The 20007-nt window shown below is 68.8% G+C and carries 19 protein-coding genes; 8 read left to right on the top strand and 11 right to left on the bottom strand.

Annotated features, from left to right (window positions below; all coding sequences use genetic code 11):
• The first annotated feature begins 1 nt into the window (after position 1).
• Positions 2 to 217, top strand: a complete 216-nt coding sequence (locus tag ABZ928_RS50255; RefSeq protein ID WP_361535955.1) for a zinc ribbon domain-containing protein — start codon at positions 2 to 4, stop codon at positions 215 to 217.
• 51 nt (positions 218 to 268) lie between these two features.
• Positions 269 to 904 carry a DedA family protein gene (locus ABZ928_RS50250; RefSeq protein WP_361535953.1) on the top strand — a complete coding sequence of 212 codons (636 nt, stop codon included), beginning with the start codon at positions 269 to 271 and terminating at the stop codon, positions 902 to 904.
• Here ABZ928_RS50250 and ABZ928_RS50245 read toward each other — a convergent pair.
• Genes ABZ928_RS50245 through ABZ928_RS50235 form a run of 3 tightly spaced genes read right to left on the bottom strand, consistent with a single transcriptional unit; the run spans position 879 to position 5362 of the window.
• On the bottom strand, positions 879 to 1691 hold the full coding sequence (locus ABZ928_RS50245; RefSeq protein ID WP_361535951.1) for an HAD family hydrolase: 813 nt from the start codon (positions 1689 to 1691) through the stop codon (positions 879 to 881). The genes ABZ928_RS50250 and ABZ928_RS50245 overlap by 26 nt on opposite strands.
• On the bottom strand, positions 1691 to 4156 hold the full coding sequence (locus tag ABZ928_RS50240) for a phosphoribosyltransferase (RefSeq protein WP_361535949.1): 2466 nt from the start codon (positions 4154 to 4156) through the stop codon (positions 1691 to 1693). Before ABZ928_RS50240 ends, ABZ928_RS50245 begins: the two co-directional genes overlap by 1 nt.
• A gap of 39 nt (positions 4157 to 4195) precedes the next feature.
• Positions 4196 to 5362 carry an HpcH/HpaI aldolase/citrate lyase family protein gene (locus tag ABZ928_RS50235; protein ID WP_361535947.1) on the bottom strand — a complete coding sequence of 389 codons (1167 nt, stop codon included), beginning with the start codon at positions 5360 to 5362 and terminating at the stop codon, positions 4196 to 4198.
• A gap of 196 nt (positions 5363 to 5558) precedes the next feature.
• Between ABZ928_RS50235 and ABZ928_RS50230 the strand changes: the two genes are divergently transcribed.
• The gene (locus tag ABZ928_RS50230; protein WP_361535945.1) at positions 5559 to 6350 is read left to right on the top strand and encodes a TerD family protein; all 792 of its coding nucleotides are present in this window, start codon (positions 5559 to 5561) and stop codon (positions 6348 to 6350) included.
• On the opposite strand, the gene ABZ928_RS50225 is transcribed toward ABZ928_RS50230, so the two are convergent.
• The 6 genes from ABZ928_RS50225 to ABZ928_RS50200 form a co-directional block, all read right to left on the bottom strand.
• Positions 6347 to 7084 (bottom strand): Tellurium resistance, encoded by a 738-nt coding sequence (locus ABZ928_RS50225; RefSeq protein WP_361535943.1) that lies wholly within the window; start codon positions 7082 to 7084, stop codon positions 6347 to 6349. The two genes, ABZ928_RS50230 and ABZ928_RS50225, sit on opposite strands and share 4 nt — an antisense overlap.
• A gap of 169 nt (positions 7085 to 7253) precedes the next feature.
• On the bottom strand, positions 7254 to 8396 hold the full coding sequence (locus tag ABZ928_RS50220; protein WP_361535942.1) for a DUF475 domain-containing protein: 1143 nt from the start codon (positions 8394 to 8396) through the stop codon (positions 7254 to 7256).
• A gap of 125 nt (positions 8397 to 8521) precedes the next feature.
• Positions 8522 to 9100, bottom strand: coding sequence for a TerD family protein (locus ABZ928_RS50215; protein WP_361535941.1), 579 nt, complete (start codon positions 9098 to 9100; stop codon positions 8522 to 8524).
• A gap of 132 nt (positions 9101 to 9232) precedes the next feature.
• Positions 9233 to 9808: a calcium homeostasis/redox stress adaptation protein gene (locus tag ABZ928_RS50210; RefSeq protein ID WP_361535939.1), complete on the bottom strand. Its 576-nt coding sequence runs from the start codon at positions 9806 to 9808 to the stop codon at positions 9233 to 9235.
• A gap of 131 nt (positions 9809 to 9939) precedes the next feature.
• Positions 9940 to 10398 (bottom strand): peroxiredoxin, encoded by a 459-nt coding sequence (locus ABZ928_RS50205; protein WP_361535937.1) that lies wholly within the window; start codon positions 10396 to 10398, stop codon positions 9940 to 9942.
• Between the two features lie 117 nt (positions 10399 to 10515).
• Positions 10516 to 10953, bottom strand: a complete 438-nt coding sequence (locus tag ABZ928_RS50200) for a DUF3052 domain-containing protein (protein WP_046259140.1) — start codon at positions 10951 to 10953, stop codon at positions 10516 to 10518.
• 376 nt (positions 10954 to 11329) lie between these two features.
• Between ABZ928_RS50200 and aceE the strand changes: the two genes are divergently transcribed.
• A complete protein-coding gene (aceE, locus tag ABZ928_RS50195) occupies positions 11330 to 14062 on the top strand; it encodes a pyruvate dehydrogenase (acetyl-transferring), homodimeric type (protein ID WP_361535935.1) in 2733 nt (910 codons plus the stop codon).
• 79 nt (positions 14063 to 14141) lie between these two features.
• Positions 14142 to 14882, top strand: a complete 741-nt coding sequence (locus ABZ928_RS50190; protein WP_361535933.1) for an ion channel — start codon at positions 14142 to 14144, stop codon at positions 14880 to 14882.
• A 37-nt stretch (positions 14883 to 14919) separates the two neighbouring features.
• Here the strand turns inward: ABZ928_RS50190 and ABZ928_RS50185 are convergent, their stop codons facing one another.
• Entirely contained in the window at positions 14920 to 15195 is a 276-nt protein-coding gene (locus tag ABZ928_RS50185) for a small hydrophobic protein (RefSeq protein WP_361535931.1), read from the bottom strand.
• 248 nt (positions 15196 to 15443) lie between these two features.
• Entirely contained in the window at positions 15444 to 17060 is a 1617-nt protein-coding gene (locus ABZ928_RS50180) for an MFS transporter (protein ID WP_361535929.1), read from the bottom strand.
• 66 nt (positions 17061 to 17126) lie between these two features.
• Here ABZ928_RS50180 and ABZ928_RS50175 point away from each other — a divergent pair, with 66 nt between their 5' ends.
• The 3 genes from ABZ928_RS50175 to ABZ928_RS50165 all read left to right on the top strand — a co-directional run bounded on the left by ABZ928_RS50175 (position 17127) and on the right by ABZ928_RS50165 (position 19986).
• Positions 17127 to 17753: a TetR family transcriptional regulator gene (locus ABZ928_RS50175; RefSeq protein WP_361535927.1), complete on the top strand. Its 627-nt coding sequence runs from the start codon at positions 17127 to 17129 to the stop codon at positions 17751 to 17753.
• Positions 17754 to 17835: 82 nt separating this feature from the next.
• Positions 17836 to 19044: an alpha/beta hydrolase gene (locus ABZ928_RS50170; RefSeq protein ID WP_361535925.1), complete on the top strand. Its 1209-nt coding sequence runs from the start codon at positions 17836 to 17838 to the stop codon at positions 19042 to 19044.
• A gap of 66 nt (positions 19045 to 19110) precedes the next feature.
• A complete protein-coding gene (locus ABZ928_RS50165) occupies positions 19111 to 19986 on the top strand; it encodes a DUF4429 domain-containing protein (RefSeq protein WP_361535991.1) in 876 nt (291 codons plus the stop codon).
• Positions 19987 to 20007: the final 21 nt, after the last annotated feature.

Genomic DNA, 20007 nt, shown 5'->3' with positions numbered 1-20007 from the left:
CATGCCTCGCTATGACTACCGCTGCCGGACCTGCGGCGACACCTTCGAAGTCAGCCGGCCCATGGCCCAGTCCTCCGACCCGGCGTCCTGCCCCGCCGGGCACGAGGACACGGTGAAGCTGCTGTCGACGGTGGCGGTCGGAGGTACGGCGAGCGCCTCCGCCGCCCCCGCGCCCCAGGCGGGCGGAGGTTGCTGCGGCGGGGGCTGCTGCGGCTGACGGACAGCCGTTTCAGGAAGCCTTCAGGTGCGGTTTCCTACGGTGACCGGCATGACAGCCGCACCGCAGTGGATCAACGGGCTCATGGACACACTCGGCGCGCCCGGCGCCGGTCTGGCCATCGCCCTGGAGAACCTCTTCCCGCCGCTGCCGAGCGAGGTCATCCTGCCGCTCGCGGGATTCGCGGCGAGCACCGGCCGCCTCAGCCTGCTCGCCGTCCTGCTGTGGACCACCGCCGGTTCGGTGATCGGCGCGCTCGCCCTGTACGGCGTCGGCGCGCTCCTCGGCCGTGAGCGCATCGTCGCGATCGCGGCCCGGCTGCCGCTGGTGAAGGTGAGCGACATCGAGAAGACCGAGGCGTGGTTCCTGCGGCACGGCACGAAGGCGGTGTTCTTCGGCCGGATGATCCCGGTCTTCCGCAGCCTCGTCTCGGTCCCGGCCGGCGTCGAGCGCATGCCCCTGCGGGTGTTCCTCACGCTCACCACCCTGGGCAGCGCGCTGTGGAACACCGCGTTCGTGCTCGCGGGCTATGCGCTCGGCGCCAACTGGACCCAGGTGACGGACCTGGTGTCCGCGTACTCGAAGGTCGTCCTCGTGGTCGCCGCACTGGCGGTCGTCACCTTCATGGCCGTACGACTGCGGCGGCGACCCACGTCTACCGCTACCGAGGCGTCCGAACCGTCCTGAGGAACTCCCGCAGGATCCGCTCCCCCGCCACCACGCCCCGTTCCGGCAGGGCGGTGATCGTCGGGGCGGTGAAGCCCTCGTCGGCCAGTTCGCCGTGTCCCGGGCGCCAGCCCTGGTCCGCGGCGAGGAGGAGGTCGGCGTCGAGGAGGGAGTCGCCGGCCGCGACGGTCAGGTCCGCGCCGGTGCGGCGGGCGACCTCGTGCATGGCGGCGCTCTTGGTGAGCGGCTTGGGGACGGCGTAGATCTTGCGGCCCTGGAGGGAGACCGTCCAGCCGAGGTTCTCGGCCCACACCGCGAGTTCCTTCACCCAGTCCTCGGGGAGGAGTTCACGCTCGACGACGAGGTAGGCGAAGAGGTCCTCGGCGACGCGGTGCTTGCGTACCCACACCGGGTCGGCGGTCCGCATGAGGTGCTCGCGGACCTCGTCCAGCGGCGCGCACTCGTCGGCGAGACGGGCCTGTACGCGCGCGTGCCAGTCGGCGTCCGAGACGCCGTCGACGAGGAGGTGCCCGCCGTTGGCGCAGATCGCGTAAGTCGGCGCGGGGCCGGGGAGGTTGATGCGCTGGTACTGCTTGCGGGTCCGGGTGGTCGTCGGCACGAACACCGCCGTGTCGCCGAGTTCGGCGAGCAGGGCGGCGGCCGTCTCCGTCATGTACGACAGCGGCTTGCTCTCGTGGACCTCGACGCAGAGCAGCCGGGGCGCCCGCGCGTCCGGCATGGTCAGCGCGAGGGCGGCGGAGGAGTAGATCAGCGTACGGTCGAGGTCGCTCGCGACGAGAACCGGCATCAGACCGCCACCGCCTTGCCGTCGGCGCCCGTCGCGCCCCGCGTGTACTTGGGGTGGATCAACCCCACGCAGGTGTACGGGAGTTCGTCGACCTCTTCCACCGGGACACCTCTCTGCTCGGCCAACAGACGTACGTGGTCCAGGTCGGGGCCCGCTCCGGCCCGCGCGAGGATCTTCCAGGGCACGCGGCGCAGCAGGACGCGAGTCGTCTCGCCGACGCCCGGCTTGACGAGGTTGACGTCGTGGATGCCGTACTCCTCGCTGATGCGCTCGACGGCCGCCCAGCCCTCCCAGGTCGGGGTGCGGTCGCCGGAGAGCAGTTCCTTGGTCTGGGCGTCCACCGCGTCCACGACCTCCGGGAAGGTGGCGGCGACGGCGTCGAGGAAGTCCACGGAGACATCGGCGCCGGCGAGTTCGCGGTAGAACTTGGCGCCGTGGAAGTCGTTGGGGCCGACGAGGTCCGCGCGCAGGACGGTCCGTGAAATCAGGCCGGAGACCGTGGAGTTGAGGCACGCGGAGGGGATCAGGAAGTCCTCGCGGGTGCCGTACGTCTCGACGCACGAGCCCGGGTCGGCCAGTACGGCGATCTCCGGGTCGAAGCCGGTGATGCCGTCGGAGGCCTCGAACTCCTTGATGGCGTCGGCGAGTTCGCGGGTGATCGCGCCCTTGCCGGTCCAGCCGTCGACGAACACGACGTCGGCCGGGTCGTGGTGGGCGGCGAGCCAGCGGAGCGCGTTGGCGTCGATGCCGCGGCCTCGGACGATCGAGACGGCGTAGTGCGGGAGGTCGAGCCCGTGGCGGAACTGCGCCCAGCGGCGCATCAGGACGCCGACGGGGGTGCCGGCGCGGGCGAGGGAGACGAGGACCGGGCGGGGGGAGCGTTCGGCGAGGACGATCTCGGTGACCGCGCCCACGGCTTGCGCGAGCCGCGCCGCCGACGCGTCCAGCGCGGTGTGGAAGAGCCGCTGGTACTGCTCGCTCGGCTGGTACTCGACCGGCAGCGACTCCGCGTAGTGCGCGCCGCCGCTCTGGATGGCCTCCTCGCGCTCCTCGGTCGGAGCCTCCAGGGTCACGTCCGAGAGGTCCTGGAGCAGCCAGCCGACCTCTTCCGGGGCGTACGAGGAGAAGGCGGGGCCGCGGAGGGGCTCGGGCAGCATGGCGGGCCTTTCGGGGACGTACGAGGGGACGACCGCGAGTGTGATGTGCGGGGCATGTTCGGCCAGCTGGGCCAACAGACCGTCTGGTGCGTGCAGTTCGGAGGTGTCCGCGGCGGAGTCGACGACGGCGACGATCGCGTCGAAATCGGCGCCGGCGATGTTGTAGGCGTAGCGCTCGCCGGGGCCGTCCGCGGGATTGTCGTGGGCCGGGAAGGCGATGCGGGTGCGTATCGCATAGCCCGGGTCGTCCACAGCCAGGACAGGCGACCTGGTGGTCGTGGAGTACCGCACCTCGGCGTCGATGATCTGCTCCAGCTCGCGGGCGAGTCTGAGCGGGGCGTACATGAGCTCTTCGAAGCCGAGGATGTGTATGCGGCGGGCGCCTTGCGGCAGTGCCTCGGCAAGACGTGCTGCCATCGCGGGGAGTGCGTTGTCCAGGCGTATGCGGTGCTGGGGGGTGAAGCCGTGGCGGCCGCCGTCGGGGAGGCCGTGGGGCCAGAACAGGTCGACACGCTTGTGGGTCGGGTGCGGGGGTGTGGGGGTTGATCGCGCAGTTCCCCGCGCCCCTAGGTTGGCCACCTCGAACCTCGCTACAAGGTCCTGCCCTTTCTCCAGGACCCCCTCCGGCAGGCTCACCGTCCCTGACGCCGCTGCCACCAGGTCCACCCTCGCGCCCAGCTGCCGCGCGAATGCCTCCAGCCGCCCCGCGTCCGCCTCTGAGCGCATGTCCACCAGCGCCACCACCACGTACCGGCCCCTCGGGTACCGCTCGTGCAGGTCCCTGATCGTGTTCAGGACCGTGTTGCCGGTCGAGAACTCGTCGTCGACCAGGACCAGCGGGCCGTCGCCCACCAGCAGGGCCGGGTCCTCAGGGAGGAGCAGATGCGAGGTGGCGTGGCTGTGGGACTCCTCGAAGCCGCCCGCCGGGGCCACGCCGGGTACCGGGCGGCGGGTGGAGTGGAGGTAGGGGGCCAGGCCCACGCCGTCGGCGACGGAGTGGCCGAGGCCCGTCGCGGTCTCGGCGTAACCGAGCACTACCGCCCGCCCCGCCTCCTCCGTGCCCAGCAGGTCCCGTACCCGGCGGCCCAGTGCGAAGCCGTAGCCGTACACCACGGAGGGTGACTGAGGGACGTGCTTGCCGAGGACGTTGGAGACGAGGAGGTGGGCTCGCTTGGGGTTGCGGCGGAGGGCCAGGCCGAGGAGGTCGGTCAGGGTGTCGTCGCCCAGGAGTTCGACCCCGAGCCGCTCGGCGACCCAGGTGCCGGACCAGACCTCGCCCGGTACCCCGTTGTTCACTGCGTTGATCATGCGTCCCTTGTGTCGACCCGGCTCAGTCAGCTCTGTGACTCAGTCCGGGATTCCGGCGGCGAGCAGTTCCACGAAGCCGATGTCCTCGTTGGCCACCCCGAACACCTCGGCGCGCAGCATGGTGCGCTCGGCCCAGGCCCGGTGCGGCTTCACCTCGTTCATCTTGTTCGTGTACTGCGACCGCAGTACGCCTCCGCCGCCCCGCTCGGGCCGGAGGATGTCCTGTGCGTCACTGAACTCCTCGTGACTGACCACAGACAGGGCGTGCACGGGCAGGACGTGCGAGGGATGGATGCAGGTCTTGCCCATCAATCCGTTCGCCTGATCAAGCGTAATCTCCCGCAGCAGTCCGTCCATGGAGTGCTCGATGAGGGCCTCGCGCAGTTCCTCGGCCTGGCCCTCCAGGAAGGGGCTGCGGCGCAGCTGCGGCTTGAACATGCGCTCCTGGACGCGGAAGTACTCCCAGACCGGGCCGGTGACCGTGAAGCCGGTGCCGTCGGCCCGGCCGAGCATGTTCACCACGTCGGCGATCACGGAGGCGACGATCTGGACGTCGTAGGCGGTCATGTCGGGCGCTCTGCGCAGCCCGTACGAGGAGCAGAAGTCGGTGACGCCGAGACGCAGCGCGAGGACGCGGTCGCGGTACTTGTCGACGGCGCGGGCGATGCCCTCCAGGGCGTCCACGCGGGACTCCCGGTACATCAGCTCGGGCGTCTCCAGGACGGGCATGCCGAACAGCCGGCGGCCGCTCGCCGCCTCGGCGCCGGAGAGGGCCTCCAGGAAGGGGATGCCGCGTTCCTCGGTGAACTTCGGGAACACGAATCCGGACAGCAGCCGGACGGCGGGCCCGAGGCGCTGTACGAGGTCGGGGATCTGTTCGGGGTGGCGGACCCGGATGAAGAGCAGCGGAAGCTCGGTCACCGCCCGGTCGGCGAGGTCGGTGAACTGTCGTACGAGGTTCTCCTCGCCCTCCACGACGTCCTCGTCACCGATCGAGTCCTCCAGGCACAGCACCATCGAGACCACGCCACGCCCGACCTGTTTCAGCACGTCGTCGGCGAGCCGCGGCCGGGTGGCCGGGCTGTACAGCGTGGCGCCCAGGGCCGCGGAGAGCAGCCGGGCCGGGGAGTCGGCGTCGAACTCGCACGGCTCCTGGTGGAAGAGGCGCTGACGCACCTCAGAGGCGATGTGCCCGAAATGACGCATATAACTCCCCCGTGGCGGCTGAGCCTCCTGTGAACGGTTCACAGGTGGCCGGTAATAGTACGTACAAACCCATGTCAGGGGTTCCCATCGGGCATGAACTTCAGGTAACGCAGGTGGGCACGACCGGGTCGGATCCGACCACGGAACCGGTACCCCCGCATTGTCGTGACCAGGACCGAGAGGGCAGGATGACCGCATGACGCACGCGATGCTGAAGGGGTCGAACGTCCCGCTGGAGGTCACCACGGTGCGCGCCGTGGTGCGCTGGACGCCCGGGCAGGGGGACACGGATGTCGACGCCTCGGCGCTGCTCCTCGGCCCCGACGGTCGTGTGCGCTCCGACGAGGACTTCGTCTTCTACAACCAGCCCCGGCACCCCTCCGGGAAGGTCAGGCTCATCGGCAAGAAGCGGGTCGCCGACGGCCTCACCGACACGATCCAGACAGATCTCACCGGTGTCGAGCCCGGCGTCGGGCAGATTCTCCTGGTCGCTTCGGCGGACGGCGTCACCTTCGACCGCGTACGGGCGCTGCGTATTTCGCTGTACGACGGCAAGGCCCCCGACGGCGAGCCGCTGGCCTACTTCGACGTCAAGCCGCAGACCGGCAAGGAGACGGCCCTCATCCTGGGCGAGCTGTACCGCCGCGGCGAGGGCTGGAAGTTCCGCGCCCTGGGCGAGGGCTACTCGAACGGCCTGGAGGGCCTGGCCGGCGACTACGGCATCCTGATCGACGACTCGGCCCAGCCGGAGGAGCCGGCCCCGGCGCCCGAGCCGTCCGTACCGCTCCCTCCGGAGCAGCCGACGGCCGTACCGTCCCAGCCGTCCTACGGCTACCCCCAGTCCCCGCCGCCGACCCAGCCGGCCTACGGCTATCCCCAGCCGACGAGCCAGCCGTCGTACGGCTACCCGCAGCCGGCGGCGGCGGCCCCGGCCCTGGACCCGGATTTCCGGCTGCCTCCGCAGGGGCCTCAGTTCATCCGCTCCTAGCGGTCAGCCTTCGTCTTGTATCCCCGCCCCCACTGCAACCCCCACCCGTACAACCGGTCCAGCTCGGCCTGGAAGCCGTAGACGAACTTCACCTCGCGCCGCACGACGATCTCCCCCTTGATGTTCTCGATCATCACGACGGCGCAGGACCGTGCCTGCGGATGACGTTCGTCGAGGCCTATCTCGATGCGCGGCCCGTTGCTGGGGTACAGGGTCACGATCGCGTGCGTGCGGTCGAACGCCGGGGTCTGGTCGTAGATGTAGACGAACACCAGGATCCGCTTGATCGACTCCCGGTGGTCGAGGTTGACGTAGATCGTCTCCCCGGACGCCGACCCGAACCGGTCGTCCCCGCTGAGCTTCACGTACGGCGCCGAGTTCACGTCCCCGAAGAACCCGCCCAGCGGCTGTACGACCCCCTTGGAGCCGTCGGTCAGCTCGTACAGGCACCCGAGGTCGAGGTCGACGTTGACCATGCTCTGGCTGTGTCCGATGACCTCGGGCGGCTTGAGCGCCTTGAAGGGGTGCCGCAGCAGCGACTCCCGCTGTGAGCCGCCGATGTCGGAGGTCCGCATCCGCCAGGCCAGGTTGATGCGGAGGTGGCCCGTCTCCGCGCCCTGTTTGCTGAGGGAGACCCGGTCGTGCCGTTTGGTCAGCTCGATCGAGTTGGTCGCCGCGTTGCCCGAGTCGAACTCGGCCGCGCGTCCGCGCCAGAGTCCGTCCAAGAAGCCCATGTTCCCGCCCCACGTTCACTCAGGTGTAGATGCAGTACGTCAAAGACCGGCGGGGCGGCGTCGAGGAGTCGACGCCGCCCCGCTCAGAGCGTTCCTCACCCGGAGGGCTGTCACACCCGACGGGAGAACCGAGTACTACGAGAACCAAGTACTACGGGAGAACCGCGTACTAGACGGAGACCTCAGCCTTCTCGTCCGAGCCCTCCGCTTTTCCCTCGGCCGCCGCGAGCGCCCTGTTGCGGCGCACCGAGGACCAGAAGGACCAGCCGATCAGGATCACACCGACCATGCCGGTGATGATCTCGTGGATCTCGTACTGGATGGTGACCATGAGGATCACGGCCAGCGCGCCGATCGCGTAGTGCGCGCCGTGCTCCAGGTAGACGTAGTCGTCGAGGGTGCCCTGGCGGACCAGGTAGACCGTCAGCGACCGGACGTACATGGCGCCGATACCGAGGCCGAGGGCCATCAGCACGATGTCGTTGGTGATGGCGAAGGCGCCGATGACACCGTCGAAGGAGAAGGACGCGTCGAGGACCTCGAGGTAGAGGAACATGAAGAACGCGGCCTGGCCGGCGAGGACGACGGCGGGCTTCTTCTTGCCCGTGCGCGCGGCCTCTTCCTCCTCCTCGTGCTCCCGCTCCTCCTCTTCCTCCAGCTTGTCCTCGAAGTAGCCGGAGAGACCGCCGACGATCATGTAGGTGATCAGACCGGCGATACCGGAGATCAGGACGGTCTGTGCCTTGTCGACGTGTGTGCCGCCGTGCTGGTGGGCGTGGGTGGCGAAGGTGAAGGCGGTGATGAGCAGGACGACCAGCGCGATGCAGACCGACAGCATGTCGACCTTGCCGAGCTTGGCGAGCGGGCGCTCGATCCAGCGCAGCCACTGGATGTCGCGGTCCTCGAAGATGAAGTCCAGGAAGATCATCAGCAGGAACATGCCACCGAACGCGGCGATCGCCGGGTGGGCGTCGGTGACGAGCTCCTGGTAATGGTCCTTGTTGTTGAGCGCGAGGTCGACCGCCTCGATCGGGCCCATCTTGGCGCTGATGGCGACGATCACGACCGGGAAGACCAGCCGCATGCCGAACACGGCGATGAGCACGCCGATCGTGAGGAAGATCTTCTGCCAGAAGGCACTCATCTTCTTCAGGATCCCGGCGTTGACCACCGCGTTGTCGAAGGACAGCGAGATCTCCAGGATGGAGAGGATCGCGACGATGCCGAAGGCCTCCCACCCCCCGTACAAGACCGCTGCGACCAGGCCGAGCGCGGTGATCGCGAACGACCAGCCGAAGGTTTTCAGAACCACTGGCTACCCAATCCTTGTGTACGGGGCTCCCCCGCGCCGTACTCGGCTTTACGAAGACTTTGAAGCCGAAGTCTAGTCCGGCCCCCGTCGGCGCCCGGCGGGGACCGGGTTTTGCTCATAAGGCGTTACGAGACATTGACCCCGAAGTCCAGGGCGATGCCCCGCAGCCCCGACGCGTACCCCTGGCCCACCGCGCGGAACTTCCATTCGCCCGCGTAGCGGTAGACCTCGCCGAAGATCATCGCGGTTTCGGTGGAGGCGTCCTCCGAGAGGTCGTAGCGGGCGAGTTCCTGGCCGTCGGCCTGGTTCACCACGCGGATGAAGGCATTGCTGACCTGCCCGAAGGTCTGGCCCCGGTTGTCCGCGTCATGGATCGAGACGGGGAAGACGATCTTCTCGCAGTGGGCCGGCACCTGGGGGAGGTTGATCAGGATCGACTCGTCGTCGCCGTCACCCTCACCGGTGAGGTTGTCGCCGGTGTGCTCCACCGAGCCGTCGGGGCTCTTGAGCTGGTTGTAGAAGATGAACCACTCGTCGCCCAGGACCCGGTTGCCGGCGCCGCAGAGCAGCGCGCTGGCGTCGAGGTCGAAGTCGGCTCCGGTGGTGGAGCGTGCGTCCCAGCCCAGCCCGATCATCACCTGTGTGAGGTTCGGCGCGGCCTTGGACAGGGAGACATTGCCTCCCTTGGCGAGCGTGACGCCCATGTGCTGGTCCCTCCCCGTAGTGCTGCTGTTCCTGTCGGTGGTCCTGCGCGTCCGGCGCCACACGTAAACCGTGCGGCGCCGGACGGGGTGGCTCACGCCTGGGTCATGCCCGGCTCATGCCTGACGGACGGCTCAGACGTTGACGCCGAAGTCCTGCGCGATGCCGCGCAGGCCCGAGGCGTAGCCCTGGCCGATGGCGCGGAACTTCCACTCCGCGCCGTGCCGGTACAGCTCGCCGAAGACCATCGCGGTCTCGGTGGACGCGTCCTCGGAGAGGTCGTAGCGGGCGATCTCCGCCTCGCCGGCCTGGTTCACGACGCGGATGAACGCGTTGCGGACCTGGCCGAAGGACTGCTGGCGGTTCTCGGCGTCGTAGATCGAGACCGGGAACACGATCTTCTCGATGTCGGCCGGGACGGCCGCGAGGTTGACCTTGATCTGCTCGTCGTCGCCCTCGCCCTCACCGGTGATGTTGTCACCGGTGTGCTCGACCGAGCCGTCGGGGCTCTTGAGGTTGTTGAAGAAGACGAAGTTCGCGTCGCTGCTGACCTTGCCCGAGGCGTCCAGCAGCAGGGCGCTGGCGTCCAGGTCGAAGTCGGTGCCGGTCGTGGTGCGGACGTCCCAGCCCAGACCGATGATGACCGCGGTCAGGCCCGGGGCCTCCTTGGTCAGCGATACGTTGCCGCCCTTGCTGAGGCTGACTCCCACGAGTCCTCCATTGGTGTCCAGGGGCGGGGAGCCCCGCCATGCGTTTGATACCGGATCAACGAGTCGATCCTAGTGACGGGTTCCCGCCCTACGCAGGGCTTGGAACCCAACAATCACAGGGTGTCCCCGACTCAGATGGCGTCGAGGGCCTTCACGTACTCGTTCAGGTCACGGGCGTCGGGCAGCGCGTTGACGACGGTCCAGCGCACCACGCCCTCCTTGTCGATGACGAAGGTGCCGCGCACCGCGCAGCCCTTGTCCTCGGCGAAGACGCCGTACGCGCGGGAGACCTCGCCGTGCGGCCAGAAGTCGCTGAGCAGCGGGTACTCCAGGCCCTCCTGCTCGGCGAAGACGCGCAGGGTGTGGATGGAGTCGTTGGAGACGGCGAGCAGCTGGGTGTCGCGGTCGGAGAACTGGGGGAGGTTGTCGCGCAGCTCGCAGAGCTCGCCGGTGCACACCCCGGTGAAGGCGAAGGGGTAGAAGAGCAGGACGACATTCTTGCTGCCGCGGAAGTCGGACAGCTTGACGGTCGCGCCGTGGTTGTCCTTGAGCTCGAAGTCGGGGGCCTTTTCGCCGACCTGGATCGCCATCGTCGTGAATCCCTCTCGGGTGGACTGTTCGGGTGAGAACACCCTACGCAGTGATCACGACAGACCGACGGACGGGCTGAGCGGAACTCAGCCCGTCCGGTAGTGCTCAGCGGAGGGTCACCGCTTGGACTTGGCTGCCTTCGGCGTCACCAGCCGGCTGCCGCTCCAGTCCTTGCCGACGCTGACGCTCTTGGAGGCCGAGAGCCCCGCCGTCGTCGCGGCTTCGGAGATGTCGCTGGGCTCGACGTAGCCGTCGCGTCCGGTCTTCGGCGTCAGCAGCAGGATCGAGCCGCCCTCCTCGATGTACGTGGTGGCGTCCACCAGTACGTCGGTGAGGTCGCCGTCGTCGTCGCGGAACCACAGCACCACTGCGTCCGCGACGTCGTCGTATTCCTCGTCCATCAGCTCACTGCCGATGACTTCTTCGATGGACTCGCGGAGCTCCTGGTCGACGTCGTCGTCGTAGCCGATCTCCTGGACCACCTGCTCGGGCTGGAACCCCAGCCTTGCGGCAGGGTTCGTCCGCTCCTCCGCGTGGTCCGCGGTCGCGCTCACGGGTTGCCTCCTGATCATGTCTTGGGGAATAACTCAGCCACGCGCGTGCGCGAAGCATTGGCCGTAGTCCACACGGGCGGGACGGATCGCGCAAGTACCCGGCCGTTCAGACCGCCGAAACGGTGACGTTCCTGGCCGTGTCACCGCAACTCCAGGCACGCGATTCCTGCCACAAGTGACCTACACCACACCTTTCTGCCCCCTTTGCGGCTTTGGGAACCGGAGGGAGGCTCGATAAGCCCAGGAACAGCATGGGTTACCAACGGGTAGAGATGACGTTTGCCTCCCCGAGGTACACGATGGGGAACGGTGCAGGCATCCCGCGATACCCATCGAAACCCCACCGAGAACAGCCCTCTGACAGCGAAGGAACAGCGTGGCTTCCGGATCCGATCGCAATCCGATCATCATTGGCGGCCTTCCGAGTCAGGTTCCTGACTTCGATCCCGAGGAGACCCAGGAGTGGCTCGACTCCCTTGACGCCGCCGTCGACGAGCGCGGCCGGGAGCGGGCCCGCTATCTGATGCTGCGGCTGATCGAGCGGGCCCGCGAGAAGCGCGTCGCCGTGCCCGAGATGCGCAGCACGGACTACGTCAACACGATCGCCACCAAGGACGAGCCGTTCTTCCCGGGCAACGAGGAGATCGAGCGCAAGGTCCTCAACGCGACCCGCTGGAACGCCGCGGTGATGGTCTCCCGCGCCCAGCGGCCCGGCATCGGGGTCGGCGGCCACATCGCCACCTTCGCCTCCTCGGCCTCGCTCTACGACGTGGGCTTCAACCACTTCTTCCGCGGCAAGGACGAGGGCGACGGCGGCGACCAGGTCTTCTTCCAGGGCCACGCCTCCCCGGGCATCTACGCGCGCGCGTTCCTCCTGGACCGGCTCAGCGAGCAGAACCTCGACGCGTTCCGCCAGGAGAAGTCGAAGGCGCCGTACGGGCTGTCCTCGTATCCGCACCCGCGGCTCATGCCGGACTTCTGGGAGTTCCCGACCGTGTCGATGGGCCTCGGTCCGATCGGCGCGATCTACCAGGCGCGGATGAACCGCTACATGCACGCGCGCGGGATCGCCGACACCTCGAAGTCGCATGTGTGGGCGTTCCTCGGCGACGGCGAGATGGACGAGCCGGAGTCGCTCGGCCAGCTGACCATCGCCGCGCGCGAGGGCCTCGACAACCTGACCTTCGTCGTCAACTGCAACCTCCAGCGCCTCGACGGGCCGGTGCGCGGCAACGGCAAGGTCATCCAGGAGCTGGAGTCGGTCTTCCGGGGCGCCGGCTGGAACGTCGTGAAGCTGGTCTGGGACCGCTCCTGGGACCCGCTGCTCGCGCAGGACCGCGACGGTGTGCTCGTCAACCGGATGAACACCACGCCGGACGGCCAGTACCAGACGTACGCCACCGAGTCCGGGGCCTACATCCGCGAGCACTTCTTCGGGGACGACCACCGGCTGCGCGCGATGGTCGAGAACATGACCGACGACCAGATCCTGCACCTGGGCCGTGGCGGTCACGACCACAAGAAGATCTTCGCGGCGTTCGCGGCGGCCAAGGCGCACAAGGGCCAGCCGACGGTGATCCTCGCCAAGACGGTCAAGGGCTGGACGCTGGGCCCGAACTTCGAGGGCCGCAACGCCACGCACCAGATGAAGAAGCTGACGGTCGACGACCTCAAGGGCTTCCGCGACCGGCTGCACATCCCGATCACCGACCAGGAGCTGGAGTCCGGCGCGCCGCCGTACTACCACCCGGGCCGGAACTCGGAAGAGATCCAGTACATGCACGACCGCCGCAACTCGCTCGGCGGTTACGTCCCCACGCGCGTGGTCCGTGCCAAGCCGCTCGCGCTGCCGGACGACAAGACGTACGCGACCGTGAAGAAGGGCTCGGGCCAGCAGTCGATCGCGACGACCATGGCCTTTGTCCGGCTCCTCAAGGACCTCATGCGGGACAAGGAGCTCGGCAAGCGGTTCGTGCTGATCGCGCCGGACGAGTACCGGACGTTCGGCATGGACTCGTTCTTCCCGAGCGCGAAGATCTACAACCCGCTCGGTCAGCAGTACGAGGCGGTCGACCGCGATCTGCTGCTCGCGTACAAGGAGTCGCCGACCGGCCAGATGCTGCACGACGGCATCTCGGAGGCGGGCTGCACGGCCTCGCTGATCGCGGCGGGATCGGCGTACGCCACGCACGGCGAGCCGTTGATCCCGGTGTACGTCTTCTACTCGATGTTCGGGTTCCAGCGCACCGGTGACCAGTTCTGGCAGATGTCGGACCAGTTGGCGCGCGGTTTCGTACTGGGTGCGACCGCGGGGCGTACGACGCTGACCGGTGAGGGGTTGCAGCACGCGGACGGCCACTCGCAGCTGCTGGCTTCCACCAACCCCGGCTGTGTGGCGTACGACCCGGCGTACGGGTTCGAGATCGCGCACATCGTGCAGGACGGTCTGCGCCGGATGTACGGGCCCGAGGCCGAGGACGTCTTCTACTACCTCACCGTCTACAACGAGCCGATCCAGCACCCGGCCGAGCCGGAGAACGTGGACGTCGAGGGCATCCTCAAGGGCATCCACCGCTACAGCGAGGGCACTTCGGGCTCGATCCCGGCGCAGATCATCGCGTCCGGTGTCGCGGTGCCGTGGGCGGTCGAGGCGCAGAAGATCCTCGCCGAGGAGTGGAACGTCAAGGCGGACGTCTGGTCGGCGACCTCCTGGAACGAGCTGCGGCGCGAGGCGGTCGACGTCGAGCGGCACAACCTGCTGCACCCCGAGGAGGAGCAGCGGGTGCCGTACGTGACGCGGAAGCTGTCCGGTGCGCAGGGGCCGTTCGTCGCGGTGTCCGACTGGATGCGGGCGGTGCCGGACCAGATCGCGCGGTGGGTGCCGGGGACGTACCAGTCGCTGGGCGCCGACGGATTCGGGTTCGCGGACACGCGTGGCGCGGCTCGCCGCTTCTTCCACATCGACGCGCAGTCGATCGTGGTGGGCGTGCTGACGGAGCTGGCGAAGGAGGGGAAGGTGGACCGGTCGGTGCTGAAGCAGGCGATCGACCGCTACCAGCTCCTGGACGTCGCGGCGGCGGATCCGGGTGCGGCGGGCGGAGACGCGTGAGGCTGTAGCGCTGTAGGTGTGTGAAGGGCGGTGGGGCCTCTCGGTCCCACCGCCCTTACTGCTTCTTTACGATGCGGTCATGAAGGAACAATCGGCGCAGGACCGTTGGGAACACCTGACCCAGCGGCCACTGATGGGGCTCGCGGTGCTGTTCGCCGTCGCCTATGCCGTGCCGATCGTGGACGACTCGGCCGGCCATGAACTGACGGCCCTGTGCACGGGTGTCGAGTGGGTGGTGTGGGGGGCGTTCGCCGTCGACTACGTCGTACGGCTGTCGGTCTCGCGGGATCGTCGGGAGTTCGTACGACGACACTGGCTCGACCTGGGGGCGGTGGTACTGCCCCTCCTCCAGCCGCTGCGGCTGCTGCGGCTGGTCGCCACGCTGCTGTTGGTGCAGCGCAGGGCGCGGATGGCCTCGCAGATCCGGCTGACGACGTATGTCGCGGGCGCGGTGGTCGGGTTGCTGATGTTCGGCTCCCTCGCGGTCCTGTCCGTGGAACGGGACTCCCCCGACGGGAACATCCGCACGCTGGGTGACGCGGTGTGGTGGTCGTTCACCACGATGACGACCGTGGGCTACGGCGACCACGCCCCGACCACCGGCCTGGGCCGCATGATCGCCGTCGGGCTCATGCTCTCGGGCATCGCGCTCCTCGGCGTCGTGACCGCGAACATCGCCGCCTGGTTCATCGCCCGTTTCGAGAAGGACGACGTGGAGGAACGCCGGCAGACCGAGGCGATCGTGGCCCTCACGGAGGAGGTACGGGCGCTACGGGCGCAGGTGGCCGCCCTTCAGGAACAACAGTCGGTCGGCCCTTGAGGTGGACCCCCGGCCCATCAACCGGGGGTCCCGCCCCTCACATCAGCCACATCAACGCGGCGATGGTGTCGATGGCACCCAGGACCACGGCCACCAGGGCCGTCACCGGGCGGCCACCCGCCCACCGGCGGCCCATGGCCAGCCAGCCCGCGACGATCGCAAGGGGGCCGAGGAGAATCCCCAGCACGAAGAAGCCCGCGATCGCGCAGATGACGCCGATGATTCCCAGGGTCGCGCGATCCGGCCCGGTCCGTGACCACGTCCGGCCACGTGAGCGGGGGTACCTGCGCGTGCGGTGTCCGAAGCCCGCCATCGTCAACAACTCCCTGAACCCTTAGGCAGATTGGGCTCTGGTGGGCGGGTACCCCTGGTTCGGGGTTCAATCCTTCGGCCTTGCGGCGCGCCGCCCCCCTCCGGCAGCGCGCCGCAGCGCCGGTCACCCTCGTCCGGCATATTCCGTGCCGTGCGGAGGGCTTGACTAACTGTGACCTGCGGCGCGTACCGGGGGCGAGGAATCTTTAGCCTCTTCACCCTGATAGGGGACTTCGCCCTGACCGCGCGTCAGATGTGGCCCACGCCCGCGCCCGACTCCGCGTTCGCCCCGCGCTTGGTGAGCAGCGCGACCAGGACCGCCACCGCCGCCACGCCCGCGGCGACCAGGGACGCCAGGCTCATGCCGGAGATGAAGGTGTCGTGCGCGACATCCGTGATCTTCGCGGCGACCTCCGCCGGCGTGCCCTTGCCGATCGGCGGGACGCCGACCTGGACGGCCTCGGAGGCCTGGGCCTGCTGCGCCGCGGTGAGCGGCGGAAGGCCCGCGTCCTTCCAGTTGCCGGCGAGGTCGCTGTCGACCTTGGACGCCATCACGGCACCCAGGACGGCGGTGCCGAGGCTGCCGCCGATCTGCATCGCCGCCTGCTGAAGGCCACCGGCGACTCCGGAGAGCTCCAGCGGCGCGTTGCCGACGATGACCTCGGTCGCGCCGACCATGACGGGCGCCAGACCGAGGCCCAGCAGCGCGAACCACAGGGACATCACGGCGCTGCCCGTGTCCCTCTCCAGCGTGGACATGCCGTACATGGCGATCGCGGTGGCCGCCATACCGCCGGCCAGCGGGATGCGCGGGCCCAGCTTGGTGATCGCCACGCCCGCGAGCGGGGAGCCGACGATCATCATGCCGGTGAGGGGAAGCAGGTGGAGGCCCGCGTCGATCGGGCTCATGCCGTGCACGTTCTGGAGGTAGAACGTCACGAAGAACAGGCCGCCCATGAAGGCGATGGCCATCAGGACCATCAGGACCACGCCCGCGGAGAGCGGGACCGAGCGGAACAGGCCCAGCGGGATCAGCGGCTCCTTGACCTTCGTCTCCCAGAAGGCGAAGAGCCCGAAGCCCAGCACCGACGCGGCGATGAAGGTCCACGTCTGACCGGCGCCCCAGCCCCACTCCGGAGCCTTGATCAGGGCCCAGACCAGGCAGAACATCGCACCCGACAGCAGCGCGATGCCCAGCAGGTCGAAGGAGCGCGGGGCGTTCTCCGCGCGGTGGTCCAGGAGGATCAGCACGCCCAGGACCAGGGCGAGGATGCCGACCGGCACGTTGATGAAGAACACCGACTGCCAGTTGACGTGCTCCACGAGCACACCGCCGAGGATCGGGCCGCCCGCCGTGGAGGCGCCGATGACCATGCCCCAGATACCGATGGCCATGTTCAGCTTCTCGGCCGGGAAGGTCGCCCGCAGCAGACCGAGCGCGGCCGGCATCAGCAGCGCGCCGAACAGGCCCTGGAAGACCCGGAAGGTGACGACGAACGCGATGCTGTCGGACAGCCCGATCGCACCGGAGGCGGCGGCGAAGCCGACCACGCCTATCAGGAAGGTCTGCCGGTGGCCGAAGCGGTCACCGAGCTTGCCCGCGGTGATCAGGGAGACCGCGAGGGCGAGGAAGTAGCCGTTGGTGATCCACTGGACCTGGGCGAAGGTGGCGCCGAGGTCCTTCTGGATGGCCGGGTTGGCGATCGCCACGATGGTGCCGTCGAGGGCCACCATCATGACGCCGACGGCGACGGTGATGAGGGTGAACCAAGGGTGGCCGCGCAGCCCCGAGGCCGGTGACACGGACGGGGCGGACGTCGCGTCGTCCCCCGGCCCCGTCTTGTCGAGCGTGGTCTGACTAGTCATGCTTCGAGGCTAGTGACAGCCACTGACAATTGACAAAGCAATTCACAAGTCGGTAACTGACACAGCATGGAAAACCTGCGCGAACGCAAGAAGCAGCGCACCCGGGAGGCGCTCCTTCGAGCCGCCCTCGAGCTGTTCACCACCCGCGGCTACGAGGGGACGACCGTCGACGACATCGCCGACGCCGTCGAGGTCTCCCAGCGCACCTTCTTCCGCTACTTCGCGAACAAGGAGGAGGCCGCCCTCGCCGTCGAGGCCCTGACCGTGGCGCACTTCATGGAGGCGGTACGGGCCCGGCCGCCGCACGAGGCCCCGCTGGAGGCGCTGCGGCAGGCGGTTCTGGAGGGCTGGGACTCGCTGAACGACGTGATCGAGTCCGTCGTGCCGATCGAGCTGTATCTCCAGATGTACCGGGTGATCGAGTCGACCCCGGTGCTGCTCGCCGCCCATCTGCGGCGGTCCATGGAGATCGAGGAGACGCTGACGCGGGTGATCGCCGAGCGCGAGGGGCTCGACGCGGACACCGACCCGCGGCCCCGGCTCGTGGTGGCCGTCTTCAGCGGGGTGATGCGGGTGACGGAACGGCAGTGGAACACCGCCGCGGACTTCAGTCTGGACGCGATGCGGACGCTCACGGTTTCGTATCTCGAACAGGTGGGCCCGGCGCTCACGGGTGACTGGAGAACAAACTGAGGTCATCGTCACGCGCGCCGAAACGTGACCTCCGTCACTCGGTTAACGCGAGACCCTCTCGTTCTCCTAGTGTGTCCTTTCAGTGACTTCCTTCGACACCTCTCCCCAACTGAACGTCTGGCGCGCACTGCTCGCGCTGGCCGTGGTGTTCGTCATGCTGGCGACCACCGGCTGGACCGCCCTGCGCAACCACCGGAGCACCACCCCGCTCCAGACCTCGCTCAGCGCCTGGGAGCACGGCCGCATAGCCGGACACAAGCTGCCGGACCCGGACGCGGCCCCCACCGCGCTCACCCGGTTCTTCGCCTCGCTGACCGCTCAGCAGCGCGCCGGCCTCGCGCACCGCTACCCGCTCGCGGTCGGCAACATGAACGGCGCCCCCGTCGAACTCCGCTACCGCGCCAACCGGATCGCGCTCGGCCAGGCCCGCAAGGTCGAGCTGAAACGCATGCACGACACCCGGCTCTCGGCCGACGGACAGCGCGAGGCGGGCCGCCGTATGCACCGCTACGAGGCGCTGATGAGCGACAAGCGCAAGATCCTCGCGTTCGACCCGGCCGGCTCCGGGCGGGTCGCCGAGGTCTTCGGCAACCTGAACAAGGCGGAGCGGATCTCGGTCGTCGTCCCCGGCGTCGACACCGATCTGCTCACCTTCCAGCGCACCTACCGCAAGTACTCGGCCCCGGTCGGCATGGCCAAGGCGCTGTACGCCGCGGAGAAGGCGGCGAGCCCCGCCACGCGCACGGCCGTCATCGCCTGGGCCGACTACACCGCGCCCGGCGGTATCGGCCTCGACTCGGCGACCGGGGTGCGCGCGGCGGAGGGTGCCGTCCGGCTGAACGCGCTGGTGCGCGCACTGCCCGGCGCCTCCCCCGTCTCCCTGTTCTGCCACAGCTACGGCTCGGTGGTGTGCGGGGTCGCCGCGCGTGAACTGCCCGGCCGGGTGGCCGACATAGCGGTGGCGGGCAGTCCGGGGATGCGGGTCACCAAGGCGTCCCAGCTCGACACCTCGGCGCAGGTGTGGGCGATGCGGGACGCGGACGACTGGATCCAGGACGTGCCGTATCTCGAACTCGGCGGTCTGGGCCATGGAGCCGACCCGGTGTCCTCCGCGTTCGGGGCACGGGTGCTGTCGGCGTCGGACGCGGAAGGGCACAGTGGCTATTTCGAGCCGGGTACCGAGAGCCTGCTGAACTTCGCCGAGATCGGCGTCGGCGCGTATCGCTCGGTGCACTGTGCGGATGACGACAAGGCCTGCCGGGCCGGTTTGTCCGGTGCCGTGGCGGGCTGACGCGCGTAGCGCCGCAAGAATCGCGGTCTGCGCGGGGAGGCGACGGAGGAGCTCGTGCCGCATACGATGAGCCGCATGGGTGACGTACTGGCCGGATTTCATGCCGCCTGGGAGTTCGAGTCCGACTCCGTGCGCATCCGTTACGAACGGGGGATTCGAACACCCAAGCTCTTCCAGTCCCTGGGAGAGCGAAGGATTCCTCTGACGGCGTTGGCCGGGGTGACGCTGACCCCCGGCAAGCGCGGCACGGTCGTCCTGCGTGCCGAGCCCCGGCCCGGCGCGGATCCGCTGATGGAGGCGGCCGCGGGGCAGTTGAAGGACGGGTGCGATCCGTACCGGCTCGTGCTGCCCGCCGAGCGGGAGGTGCTCGCCGAGTACTACGCGGACGAGCTGCGCGCACAGCTGGAACGGGTCTCCTCCGATGACGGTGAACCCGCCGAGCGGTTCCTGGTGCCGGCGCCCGAAGTGCCGTTGTCCTTCAAGGCGTACGACGGGAAGGCGGCGTTCGACGGGAAGACCGTGCGGTTCCGGTGGTTCTGGACGGGGGCCTCGTCGGCGAAGTGGAAGGCGGGGGACCAGAGTTTCCCGGTGGCCGACCTCAGTGGGGTGGAGTGGCGGTCGCCGGAGGTCTTCGAGGGGCATCTGCGGCTCATACGGCGCGACGGTGGCGTCGAGCAGCCCGCGCAGGCCGATCAGGATCCGGCGGCCGTGGTGTTCGGGCTGGGATACGGGCCGGTGCACGAGTCATTGCCGTTCGCGGCGGCTGTGCTGGCCGCGGTGCGCAGTCACGGGCCGGTCGCCGCGGTGTCGGCCGGGGCGGCGAGGCGCGATCCGGCCGACATCGCTGAGCGCATTCGTCATCTCGGTGAGTTGCACCAGGCGGGACTGGTCACCGACGAGGAGTTCTCGGTGAAGAAAGCGGAGCTGTTGGCTGAGTTGTGAGGTGCGTTGTCGGGTGCGGCG

Origin of the sequence: Streptomyces sp. NPDC046909 (assembly GCF_040644695.1) — a bacterium.
Classification (GTDB): domain Bacteria; phylum Actinomycetota; class Actinomycetes; order Streptomycetales; family Streptomycetaceae; genus Streptomyces.
This window is presented reverse-complemented; position numbering and strand designations above follow the sequence as displayed.